Source organism: Massilia sp. X63, from assembly GCF_041023745.1.
Lineage (GTDB): Bacteria > Pseudomonadota > Gammaproteobacteria > Burkholderiales > Burkholderiaceae_D > Telluria.
The window spans coordinates 19,057-31,270 of the sequence record NZ_JBFTEF010000024.1 but is presented as its reverse complement, the minus strand read 5'-3'; the positions used below and the strand labels follow the sequence as shown (position 1 = coordinate 31,270).

The 12,214-nt window shown below is 67.9% G+C and carries 8 protein-coding genes; 6 read left to right on the top strand and 2 right to left on the bottom strand.

Annotated elements, in window-relative coordinates:
• Positions 1 to 172: 172 nt before the first annotated feature.
• The 3 genes from AB3347_RS24975 to AB3347_RS24965 are packed head-to-tail and all read left to right on the top strand — an operon-like array spanning position 173 to position 3,575.
• Complete coding sequence (locus AB3347_RS24975) at positions 173 to 691, top strand: DUF6702 family protein (RefSeq protein WP_369094384.1); 519 nt, start codon at positions 173 to 175, stop codon at positions 689 to 691.
• On the top strand, positions 691 to 2,751 hold the full coding sequence (locus AB3347_RS24970) for a TonB-dependent receptor (RefSeq protein ID WP_369094383.1): 2,061 nt from the start codon (positions 691 to 693) through the stop codon (positions 2,749 to 2,751). Before AB3347_RS24975 ends, AB3347_RS24970 begins: the two co-directional genes overlap by 1 nt.
• A gap of 59 nt (positions 2,752 to 2,810) precedes the next feature.
• Positions 2,811 to 3,575: a 2OG-Fe dioxygenase family protein gene (locus tag AB3347_RS24965; RefSeq protein ID WP_369094382.1), complete on the top strand. Its 765-nt coding sequence runs from the start codon at positions 2,811 to 2,813 to the stop codon at positions 3,573 to 3,575.
• Between the two features lie 199 nt (positions 3,576 to 3,774).
• Here AB3347_RS24965 and AB3347_RS24960 read toward each other — a convergent pair whose 3' ends face one another.
• Positions 3,775 to 4,821 carry a DUF1800 family protein gene (locus AB3347_RS24960; RefSeq protein WP_369094381.1) on the bottom strand — a complete coding sequence of 349 codons (1,047 nt, stop codon included), beginning with the start codon at positions 4,819 to 4,821 and terminating at the stop codon, positions 3,775 to 3,777.
• Positions 4,822 to 4,973: 152 nt separating this feature from the next.
• Here AB3347_RS24960 and AB3347_RS24955 point away from each other — a divergent pair, with 152 nt between their 5' ends.
• Both AB3347_RS24955 and AB3347_RS24950 read left to right on the top strand, forming a co-directional pair.
• Positions 4,974 to 6,155: an efflux RND transporter periplasmic adaptor subunit gene (locus AB3347_RS24955; RefSeq protein ID WP_369094380.1), complete on the top strand. Its 1,182-nt coding sequence runs from the start codon at positions 4,974 to 4,976 to the stop codon at positions 6,153 to 6,155.
• Positions 6,156 to 6,168: 13 nt separating this feature from the next.
• Entirely contained in the window at positions 6,169 to 9,291 is a 3,123-nt protein-coding gene (locus AB3347_RS24950; protein WP_369094379.1) for an efflux RND transporter permease subunit, read from the top strand.
• A 204-nt stretch (positions 9,292 to 9,495) separates the two neighbouring features.
• Here AB3347_RS24950 and AB3347_RS24945 read toward each other — a convergent pair whose 3' ends face one another.
• On the bottom strand, positions 9,496 to 10,329 hold the full coding sequence (locus AB3347_RS24945; protein WP_369094378.1) for a YqjD family protein: 834 nt from the start codon (positions 10,327 to 10,329) through the stop codon (positions 9,496 to 9,498).
• Between the two features lie 474 nt (positions 10,330 to 10,803).
• On the opposite strand from AB3347_RS24945, the gene AB3347_RS24940 reads away from it, so the two are divergent.
• Positions 10,804 to 11,982 (top strand): DUF2325 domain-containing protein, encoded by a 1,179-nt coding sequence (locus AB3347_RS24940; protein WP_369094377.1) that lies wholly within the window; start codon positions 10,804 to 10,806, stop codon positions 11,980 to 11,982.
• Positions 11,983 to 12,214: the final 232 nt, after the last annotated feature.

Genomic DNA, 12,214 nt, shown 5'->3' with positions numbered 1-12,214 from the left:
CCGACATCGACGTGAGCAACAACTCCTGGCCGGCCAAGCCGACGCCGTCGCGCCTGGAACTGTTCAAGTCCGAGCGCGAGCCGGCCAACAACCTGATGCGCGACTACCAGACCAAGCTGGCGCCGCCCAAGGACGCGCCAAAAGCGCCTGACGCCGCGAAGAAAGCCGAGTAATGACGATGTTCCGCCTGAAGCTCTCCTTCCAGGCGCTGTGCGCCGCCGCCCTGCTGTGCATCAGCGCGGCGGCGGATGCGCACCGCTTCCACATGGGGATCACCGAGGTCGCGTACAACCCGCGTACCAAGAGTACGGAGATCGTCCATACCTACATGGCGCACGACGTCGAGGCGCTGTTGATGAACATGTATGGACGCCAGTTCGACCTGACCGATCCGGACGACCAGGACGTGCTGCGCAAGTACGTCGAAGGACGCTTTTGGCTGAAGGGACAGGACAAGGCCCGCCTGCCGGTACGCTGGGTCGGCATGACCGCCGATTCGCAGAGCGTCGTCATCTACCAGGAACTGGAGAACGCGCCGCTGTCGAAAACCGCGGCAATCCACCAGGGCGTGCTGATGGACTTCCTGCCGGAGCAGGTCAACACCGTCAACCTCAACGACGCGGGCGCGATCCGTTCACTGACTTTCACCCAGGCCGCCGTCGAGCAGCCGACGCAAGAAAACACACCCTGATGCCGCTTCGCTCTACCCGTTCTCCGATCGCTTTTGCGGTCTTCGCATTGTTCGTCCACGTGCCGGCCCTGGCCGACGACTTCGTCCTGCAGCGCGTCCTCGTCGAGGGCACGCGCAGCAGCCAGATCGGCATGACCGACTCGGCCAGCTCCGGCAGCGTCGGCGCCAAGGACCTGGCCAACCGCACCGTGTACCGTCCCGGCGAGCTGCTGGAAGCCACGCCCGGCCTGATCGCCAGCCAGCACAGCGGCGAAGGCAAGGCCAACCAGTTCTACCTGCGCGGCTTCAACCTGGACCACGGCACCGACCTCGCCACCTGGGTCGACGGCATGCCGGTCAACCAGCGCAGCCATGCGCACGGCCAGGGCTGGACCGACCTGAACTTCCTGATCCCGGAGATCGTCACCCGCCTGGATTACCGCAAAGGCCCCTACTCGGCCACGGACGGCGATTTCGCCTCGGCCGGCAAGGCCTCGATCGCCTACGCCAACCGGCTGGTGGCGCCGCTCGCGACGCTGACCCTGGGCGAGGACAGGTACGCGCGCACCGTGCTGGCGGCTTCGCCCGAGCTGGCCGGCGGCCACCTGCTGTACGCGCTGGAACTGATGAAGAACGACGGCCCGTGGACGCGGCCGGACGGCTACCGCAAGATCAATGCCGTGCTGCGCTACAGCCGCGGCTATGCCAACAACGGCTGGACGGTCAGCGCCATGCACTACCGCGGCCACTGGAACGCCACCGACCAGATCCCGCTGCGCGCCGTGAGCAGCGGCCGGCTGGGACGCTTCGATGCGATCGACCTGAGCGACGGCGGCGAGGCCGAGCGCAGCAGCATCTCGGGCAGCTGGCGCCGCACCACGCAGGACACGGCCAGCGCCCTGAGCGCCTATGTGATCCGCAACCAGGGCGAGCTGTATTCGAATTTCACCTACTTCCTGAACGACCCGGTGAACGGCGACCAGTTCGCCCAGCCGGACCGCCGCGTGACGACCGGCCTGGACGGCAGCCACACCTGGCACGCCTACAAAGGCACGGACGGCCTGGTCGCCTCGGACATGACCGTGGGCTTCCAGCTCCAGAACGACAACATCTTCAACGGCCTCTACGACACCCGGGCACGCCGGCGCCTGGCGACCACGCGCGAAGATCACATCCGCGAAGGCAGCGCCGCCGTCTACCTGGAGAACGCCACCAAGTGGAGCGAGTCCCTGCGCACCGCGGTGGGGCTGCGCGCCAATGCCTACGCTTTCCGGGTCGATGGCGACCGCCCGGAGAATGCGGGCCGCGCCAGCGATTCGCTGGTGACGCCCTCGCTGAGCGTGGCCTACGGACCGTGGTCGCACACCGAGCTGTATTTCAACTATGGCCACGGCTTCCACAGCAACGATGCACGCGGCACGGTCGCCAGCGTCGATCCGAAGACGCTCGACCCGGTCGAGCGCACCCCGGGCCTGGTGCGCTCGCGCGGCCTGGAGCTGGGCCTGCGCACGGTGGCGATCCCGAAGACCGAGACCACGGTGTCGGTGTACCGCCTCGACTTCGATTCCGAGCTGACCTACATCGGCGACGCCGGCAATACCGAAGCCGGCGACCCGAGCCGCCGCTACGGCGTCGAGCTGTCGAACAGCGTGCGCGTCAACAAGTGGCTGACCGTGAATGTCGACGCGGCGTATGCGCGGGCGCGTTCGCGCGGCGGCAATCCGGACGGCGATCGCATCCCGGGCGCAGTCGAGGGCGTGGCCCAGGTCGCCCTGACGGTGGACCGCGCGGGGCCATGGTCGGGCGCGCTGCGCCTGCGCTACTTCGGCCCGCGTCCGCTGATCGAGGACGACAGCGTGCGCTCGCACGCCAGCTTCACGCTCAACGGCCGTGTCGGATACCGCATCGGCAAGGGCATGCGCATCGAGTTGGAGGGCTTCAACCTCACCAACCGGCGCGATTCGGCGATCGACTACTACTACGCGTCGCGCCTGGCCAACGAGCCTGATGCGGTCGACGACATCCACTTCCACCCGATCGAGCCGCGTTCCTTCCGTCTGAGCCTGACGAAGAACTGGTAGAAGGCATCGGAATTGCCCGTGGTCATGAAGGGAGCGGGGAAAAGTGCTACGCTAACCGGATGACCACACCTGAACTTCCCTACACCGATCCGTCGCACCTGGCGGACGCCGTGCGCAGCGAGGGCTATGCCCTGCTGCGTCCTTCCGACCTGGCGCGCCTGGCCGGCTGCACCCTCGACGAGCTGCAGTCGCTGGTGCCGAGCTGGGACCGGCTCGAACTCGACAACTACCTGAAGGACGGCGGCCGCTACCGGCGCCGCCGCCATTCCTGCTTCATCGACGAGAGCGACGACGGCGGCCACGCCCTGGTGCAGGTGCCGCACCGCGCGCACTGGCAGCCGGTCGAGTACAACGCCCTGCACGGCGGCATGCACCGCCTGTTCGCGCCGATCGAGCTGGAGACGGTCGCCAACCCGGCCTGGGGCCGCCTGCTGAGCGCGCTCGGCGAAGCCTGCTCGCAGGTGCGCGGGCGCCATACCTGGTATGTGGAAGCGCACCAGTTCCGGATCGACACCGCCGACGGCATCGGCCGCCCGACGCCGGAAGGCGCGCACCGGGACGGCGTCGATTTCGTCGCCGTAATCCTGATCGACCGCCGCGGCATCAAGGGTGGCGAAACCCGGGTGTTCGAAGCCGATGGGCCGGCGGGCAAGCGTTTCACGATGCTGGAACCCTGGACCCTGCTGCTGCTCGACGACGCCGCCGTCATCCACGAATCGACGCCAATCCAGCCGCTCGAGGAGCACGGGCACCGCGATACCTTGGTGCTGACCTGGCGCGCGGGCTCGTTCCAGGGCGCGGACACCCCGCTCAAGAGCGTCTAAAAAAAACGCCCGCGAACCGGAAGGTTAGCGGGCGATAATCCAATTTTCGGAGAAAACTGGAGGAGACGGTTCCAATATAGCGCGATTTTTTGTGCACTGCAATACCGTAGAACTACTGTGCGATACTCGCCAGGGAAGCGTTTCCAGAAACAGACAAGCGCAGTGTTTTGTTGCGCTGCGCAATAGTCCCTTCCTCGCATCAATAACGCAGGAAATGCGCGCCGAGGAGCAGCGTGCGCAGGCGTTCCGGATCGGCCGGCTGGCTGCGCGCCGCGGCCGCCATCGCCGCGGCCGAGGGCGTCGGCGCTTCCATCAGCACCGGCCCCGGCTGGGCCAGCGTCGCCTGCGGCGTATTACCTGCCTCGATGCTGCGCAGCGGCGGCGCCGAGGACGCGTAGCGCTGCGCTTGCGGAGGCGCCATCGCCAGCGCCAGCCTTCCACCTGCCAGCCGTTCGACGAAATCGGCACGCGCGCCAGGCTCCAGCGGATGCCTCAGGAGCGCCGCCAGGGGCGTCACGTTGTTCACCGCTACGCCGGATGCCCGGACAGCCGAGACGACAAACCGAAAATCATCCTTCCGTTTGCTGTTCCACTGCGCCGGCGCCAGGAAGGCGGGGCTGGTGAACAATGCGCGCAGTACCGTGCGCTGGTCGCCGCCGCTGCCTTGCCAGACTCGCTCCAGCGATCGCAGCAGGCTTGCCGGTGGCGCGGAGACGAAGTGGCCTGCCAGCGTGCGCACGGCCGCGCGTTCGCCGCGCCCGCCCGGCGACCGGCCCTGGGCCCGCGCCTGTTCCACCAGTTGCGCATAGCGTCCCAGCACCAGCGGGCGCAATGCCATGCGGGCGGCATCCGCCGCGCTCTGGTCCTGCCCTTCCATGAACCAGTCCAGCCAGAAGTCGGCCAGCACTTCTTCGAGCTGGCGCGGGCTGGCGATGGCGCGCAGCAGGGCTTCCTCGCCGGCCGGCGCATCCGGGTGCGCAAGCTCGCGCAGGCGCGCGTCCAGGTAGCGCGGCAAGGGCGGCGGCGCCAGCTGGCTGTCGACATAGGCGGCTACGCCCATCGCGCGCACCCGCGCCAGGTCGCCCGGCGCGGGGCCATAGCCCAGCCGGTTCAGCAGGTGCAGCGCCAGGCGCTCGTCCATGGGGGCGCCGGCCTGCGCAAGTGGGGCGCCGGCCATGGCCAACAGCAGCAGCTTGAGGACGGCGCGGCGCGCCCCCGAGGACGAGGACCAGGACGAGGTGTGCATGCTGCTGTTATATACCTGTGCCGGCTGCTGCGCCTGGCCGTTTGGTAAATGTTTGTAAGCGCCCCACATTGGTGGCCTGGATAACTGAATCGCGCGCACCACATTGCAATTTTGCTACACTTAACAGCTTGAACCGAAGCCCACCCGAGACTATGCCTACCCTCCGCCGCCTGCCCCTGAACATTCCCGTCCCGCTGCTCGCCGTCGCCGGCGCTGCGCTCTGCTTTGGCCTGGCCCTGGCCGTGCCCGAGCGCGCCGACGCCAAGGACGAGAAGCCTGCCGCGCCGACGCCGGCCCTGACCGTGACCACCGGCCAGCCGTCCACCGCCACCCTGCCCGTGGGGCTGACCGCCAACGGCAGCGTCGCGGCCTGGCAGGAAGCCGTCATCGGCAGCGAGTCCAACGGCCTGCGCCTGAGCGAGGTGCGGGTGAACGTGGGCGACGTGGTCAAGAAGGGCGACACCCTGGCCGTGTTCGCCAGCGAGACCGTGCGCGCCGACGTCGAGCAGGCCCGGGCCGCGCTGCAGGAAGCGCAGGCCAACGCCAGCGCCGCCAAGGCCGATGCCGGCCGCGCCCGCGCGCTGCGCAGTTCGGGTGCGCTGAGCGAGCAGCAGGTGACCCAGCTCCTGACCGCCGAGCGCACCGCGCAGGCGCGCGTGAGTTCGGCCCAGGCGACCCTGGCCCAGCAGCAGCTGCGCCTGCGCCAGGCTACCGTGGTGGCGCCGGACAGCGGCATCATTTCGGCGCGCAGCGCCACCGTCGGGGCCGTGGCAGGACCGGGCACGGAGCTGTTCCGCATGATCCGCCAGGGCCGCCTGGAGTGGCGCGCCGAAGTCACCTCCAACGACCTGGGCCGCATCAAGCCGGGCATGCGCGCGGCGGTGCGCGCCGCCAACGGCAGCGAGATCGCCGGCAAGGTGCGCACGGTGGCGCCGACCGTCGACCCGCAAACCCGCCTGGCGCTGGTGTATGTCGACCTGCCGCCCTCGCTGTCCGCCAACGCGCCGCTGAAAGCCGGCATGTTCGCCAGCGGCCGCTTCGAGCTGGGCGCCACCCATGCCCTCACCGTGCCGCAGCAGGCGGTGGCGGTGCGCGACGGCTTCAGCTATGTGTTCCGCCTGAATCGCGACAGCCGCGTGAGCCAGCTGAAAGTCAGCACCGGGCGCCGCCTCGGCGACCGCATCGAGATCGTGGGCGGGCTGGAGGCCGGCACGCCGATCGTCGTCAGCGGCGCCGGCTTCCTGAACGACGGCGATCTGGTGCGCAATGTACCGGCACCGGCAGTGCCGGCGAAGGCAGCGCCGGCCCCGGCCCAGCGCCAGGCAGCGCGCTGAGCGGGGTTCGATCATGAATTTCTCCGCCCTTTCGATCCGCAACCCGATCCCGGCAATCATGCTGTTCGTCCTGCTGAGCTTTGCAGGACTGCTCGCCTTCAAGGCCAACCAGGTGCAGGATTTCCCGGACATCGAGCTGCCCTTCGTGACCGTCTCGGCCACCCTGGAAGGCGCGGCGCCGGCCCAGCTCGAGACCGAGGTCGCACGCAAGATCGAGGATTCGGTCGCGACCCTGCAAGGGGTCAAGAACATCTATACCAACGTGCTCGACGGGGTGGCCACCATCACCGTCGAATTCGTCCTCGAAAAAGACCTGGGCGAAGCGGTCAACGACGTGCGCGACGCCGTCGCGCGGGTGCGCGCCGACCTGCCACCCGAACTGCGCGACCCGAGCGTGACCAAGGCCGCCACCGCCGGCCGCGTGATAGCGACCTTCATCGCCACCCCGGCGCCGGGCGCGGGCAGCGCCATGGACGACCAGGCGCTGAGCTGGTTCGTCGACAACGACGTGGCCAAGCGCCTGCTGAGTGTGCCGGGCCTGGGCGCGGTCAAGCGGGTCGGCGGCGTCACCCGCGAAGTGCGGGTCGAACTCGACGACCAGCGCATGGCCGCCCTGCAGGTGTCGGCACTGGACGTGTCGCGCCAGCTGCGCCAGGTGCAGCGCGAAGCCTCCGGCGGGCGTGGCGACGTGGGCGGCGCCGAGCAGTCGGTGCGCACCATCGCCACGGTGCAGTCGGCGCAGGAACTGGCGCGGATGGACATCCCGCTGCCGGACGGACGCCACGTCAAGCTGGAACAGGTAGCCACCGTCAGCGATACGGTGTCCGAGCCGCGCGCGCTCGCCGAGTACGACGGCCGCAAGGTGGTCGGCTTCGAGGTGTTCCGTACCCGCGGCGCGGGCGAGGTGGACGTGGCCGAAGGCGCGCGCGCGGCCGTCGCCGAGCTGCAGAAGGAACACCCGAACGTGGTGCTGCGCGAGGTGGTCGACAACTCGGCCCCGGTCGAGGAGAACTTCGACGCCTCGATGGAGATGCTGTACGAAGGCGCGGTGCTGGCGGTGCTGGTGGTGTGGTGGTTCCTGCGCGACTGGCGCGCCACCCTGGTGGCCGCCGCCGCGCTGCCGCTGTCGGTAATTCCCGCCTTCCTCGGCATGTACTTCTTCGGCTACACCCTCAACATGGTGACGCTGCTCTCGCTGGCCCTGGTGATCGGGGTGCTGGTGGACGACGCCATCGTCGAGATCGAGAACATTTCGCGCCACCTGCGCATGGGGAAGACCCCGATGCAGGCGGCGCTGGAAGCGGCCGACGAAATCGGGATGGCGGTGATTGCCACCACCTTCTCGCTGGTCGCTGTGTTCCTGCCCACCGCCTTCATGAGCGGCATCGCCGGCAAGTTCTTCAAGCAGTTCGGCTGGACCGCGGTGCTGGCCATCCTGGCCTCGCTGGTGGTCGCGCGCCTGTTGACCCCGATGATGGCCGCCTACCTGCTCAAGCCCGCCAAGCACCTTGGCGAAGAAAAGGACGGGCCGCTGATGCGCCGCTACATGCGCACCATGCAGTGGTGCCTGCGCCACCGTGGCCTGACCGCGCTCGCGGCGGGACTGTTCTTCGCGGCCTCGATCTCGCTGGTGCCGCTGCTGCCGACCGGCTTCGTGCCGCCGGCCGACCGTTCCCAGACCCTGATCACGGTCGAGCTGCCGCCGGGCTCCACCCTGGCCGAGACGCATGCGGTGGCCGAACAGGCGCGCCTGGCCGCGATGGAGGTCGACGGCGTGCAGCACGTATTCAGCTCGATCGGCGGCGGCTCCAGCGGCGACGCCTTCGCGCCGGGCGCCGCGGCCGAGGCGCGCCGCGCCGTGCTGACCGTGTCGACCATCGAGCGCAGCGAGCGCGACGTCGGCCTGTCCGATATCGAGCGCAGGCTGCGCGCCAGGATGGGGCAGATTCCGGGCGCGCGCTTTAACGTCGGCGCCAACGATACCGGCACCAAGATGCAGCTGGTGCTGCGCAGCGAAGACCCGCAGGCCCTCACGGCCACGGCGCGCCAGGCCGAGCGCGAGCTGCGCACGCTGAAGAACATCGGCAACGTCAGCTCCAGCGCCTCGCTGGTGCGCCCCGAGATCATCGTGCGCCCGGACTTCGCGCGCGCGGCCGACCTGGGCGTGACCGCCGCCGCAATCGGCGAAACGGTGCGCGTGGCCACGGCCGGCGACTACGACATCTCGCTGGCCAAGATGAACCTGGCCGAGCGCCAGGTGCCGATCCGGGTCAAGCTGCCGGACGCCGTGCGCGCCGATCTCGACGCCATCGGGCGCCTGACCGTGCCCGGCGCGCGCGGCCCGGTGCTGCTGGCGAACGTCGCGACCATCAGCATGGAAAGCGGCCCGGCCCAGATCGACCGCCTCAACCGCAGCCGCCAGGTGACCCTGGACGTCGAGCTGCAGGGTCGTTCGCTGGGCGAGGTGAACAAGGAAGCACGCGCCCTGCCCGTGTTCAAGAACCTGCCGCCGACGGTGCAGATCGCCGAACTCGGCGACGCGCAGGAGATGCAGGCGCTGTTCGCCAGCTTCGGCATCGCCATGACCATCGGCGTGCTGTGCATCTACGGCGTGCTGGTCCTGCTGTTCAACGACTTCATGCAGCCGCTGACCATCCTGGCCGCGCTGCCGCTGTCGATCGGCGGCGCCTTCGTGGCCCTGCTGCTCACCAGTCACGCGCTGTCGATGCCGACCATGATCGGCCTGGTCATGCTGATGGGGATCGTGACCAAGAACTCGATCCTGCTGGTGGACTACGCCATCCTGGCGCGCGAGGCCGGCATGAACCGCTTCGACGCCCTGGTCGATGCCTGCCACAAGCGTTCGCGCCCGATCGTGATGACCACCATCGCCATGGGCGCCGGCATGCTGCCGCTGGCGCTCGGCCTGTCGGGCGACCCGGCCTTCCGCTCGCCGATGGCGATCGCCGTGATCGGCGGCCTGATCACCTCGACGCTGCTGAGCCTGCTGGTGGTGCCGGCGGTGTTCACCTATGTGGACGACTTCGAGCACTTCATGAAGCGCCAGATGGGCCGGCTGCGGCGCAAGCCGGTGCAGGCGCCGGTGAAAGAGCCAGCCTCGGATCCGGTTAAATAAGCATTTTCAAAGTGTAGGGTGGACGGCTTCGCCGTCCGCGCGTTCAAGCGCCAGGAGAACAGTCGCGCGTCTGCCCATCTAAGTTTGAACGCGCGGTCGGCATAGCGCGGTCCGGTCCACTGGACTGCCCCCCTACGAAAGTCCAAACAAAAACCCCGGCCGGGCCGCAGCCCGCCGGGGTTTTTCATTGACGGCTGAGGCCGATCAGTCGCGATAGTAGCGGTATTCGCGACGCGTGGTGGTGGTGTCGCTGCTGCTCAGCAGCTTGGCCAGCAGGAAACCGACGCCGGCAGCGACCAGCAGGGCGGTGCCCGGGTTGGTCTTCACGTACTCGGTGCTCTTGGTCGAGTAGTTCTGGTAGGTTTCACCCAGCTGGCCCTTGCGCTGGCCCAGGCTTTCCGAGGCGCCGCTCAGCATGCCGCTCAGGCGGTCGACGCCTGCGTGCGCGGTGCTGACCAGGCGGTCGACCAGCGGCTGCGCACCTTGTGCGAGCTGGTCGATTTTCTCGTGCGCCTTGTCGGGGGTGATGTTCGACATGGCGCCTTTGATGCCGCCTTGCGATTGCGACTGGTCGGCGCCCGAGGACGACGAACCCGACGACTGTGCGCTGGCGCCGCCCATGCTGCCGCTGCTGCCCGTGGTGCTGCCTGCGCTGCTGCCGCTCGAGCCCAGTGCGCTGTTGCCGCCGGTCGAGCCGCTCATGCTGCCGCTGCTGCCGGCTGCGCTCGAACCCGTCGAGCCGCTCTGCAGGCCGCCGGTGCTGGTGCTGCCCAGGTTGCCCGAGCTCTGCGAGCCGCTCTGCAGGCTGCCGGCGTTGCTGGTGCCGCCGACTGCGCCGCTGCTGCTGCCGGTAGCCGGCTTGGCGCTGCTTGGCGAGGCGTTGGTGCTGCCGAGGCTGCCCGACGAGCTGCTCTGGCTGCTGCCCGATGCACTGCTGCCCTGGTTCAGGCCGGAATTCTGGCTCTTACCGATGCTCGAACCTGCACCCTCGCGGCTTGCGTCGCTGCCTTTTCCCTCGGTAGATTTCTGATTATCCATGATGTATCCCTCGTAAAAATGTAGACCAACGCGATTAGACCGATACTCGACTATCACCACATTCTTCCTCGATTCCGACCGAAACGGAGCGAGGGACGAAGATTGGCTGCGCTAGCTCAAGGCAGAACTTCTTTTCTTGCCGAAGGTCCATTCTCGTGAACCGAGACCTGAACCTAGCGCAAAAGTTCCGCCGTTAGCGCAAACGTCGTCGTCGCTGCATGAGCGGTCGCCTGTGGCGGTCCGAAAAATGCGCGCAGTATCGGACACTGCGTCGCGATACAAAAAATACAACGCCCACGCTATCGGGACCGTGCGTTGACTAACAGAGCTGAGCCATCCGTCCCCGCATGGCAGCGAAGCGGCTTGCGTTCCGTCTCATCTGCGCTATCATATGAATGATAATCATTCTCATTTAAAAGAGAGGGCGGCGCCGTGGCTCGCCCTCCCTTGCAACGCGCTGAAAGGAATCGACGCATGTGCGACAAACATACCCATCCTGCCGCCGAGGCATCGCAACAGGGTTCGCGCCGCCGCCGTGTCTGGGAACTGGGCCAGGCCAGCCATTGCCCGCTGGTGGGCGTCACCCTGCCGCTCACGGCGCTGCGCAAGCTGGTAGAACGCGTAACGGGCGGCCGCCTGCTGCACGACGACTACGACGTCCACGTCGGCGCGGTCGCCGAATGCGCGCTGCGCAACCGGCTGTCGGAAGCGCTGCAGAAAGCGCTGGAGCGGCGCTACGCCGGCGATGTCGCGCGCTTCCGGGCGGCCAGGACCACCGCGGAAGTCGGCGCCCTGTGGGCGCAGGCGGTCGCCGCCGGCAATGTACCGGGCGCCTTCTGGGCCGGCCTGACGCATCCGCGCTGCACGCCCGAACTCGAGCAGCAGATGTGCCGCGACATCCACATGGTGCAGCACCAGGCGGGCGCCTGCGTACGGGCCGACATCGACAAGTACCATGCGCTGGCCGCCGAGCATGCCCGGGTGGTGCGCGAACTGGCCGGCATGCAGGGGCGCTGCCAGGCCCTGCTCCAGGAAAGGACGGCGCAGGCCGGGCGCTACGAGCGGCAATTGATGGCGGCGCATGCGGCGCTGATCGCGAAGGACAGCGACATCCACCAGCTGCGCGGCGAGCTGGACCGGCTGCGGGACGCGGTGCCGGAGCTGGAGACGCGCACGCGCCTCGCGAACCGCTTGGCGCAGATGGAAGAACGAGAAGCGGCGCTGCGCGCCCAGGTGACGGCGCTAAAGGCGGCGCGCGCCGCGCTCCCGGACGCGGCGGCGCCTGCCGCCGCCATTGCGGGGCATCCCGCAACGCCGGCCGTGCCGGCAGCAGTCCCGGTCAGACTGGTCAACCGCAGCGTGCTGTGCGTGGGTGGGCGCAGCGGCAGCGTGCCGATCTACCGCAATGTCATCCAGGGCGTCGGCGCGCAGTTCGCGCACCATGACGGCGGCCTGGAAGACAGCGCCGGACAGCTCGACGCCAGCCTGGCGGCGGCCGACTTGGTCATCTGCCAGACCGGCTGCATCAGCCACCATGCCTACTGGCGGGTGAAGGATCACTGCAAGCGCACCGGCAAGCGCTGCATTTTTGTCGACAACCCGAGTGTGTCGAGCCTGGTGCGCGAGCTACGGGAAGCGGTCGCTCCAGCATAAAAAAACAAAAGCCCGTGTCCTTGGGAGACACGGGCTTTCAGGAATATCTGGTGCCGCTGACCGGAATCGAACTGGTGACCTTCGCATTACGAATGAGAAGTTCAATGTATATTGATGTGTTTAAGAGGATATTGAAAAACGTAAAAATCCATAATTTTCAGTATCTTACAGTATTTTTTCACGCGCCTTGTGTTGAGCCGCTTACACAACTATACTCATTGCTGGGTTACAC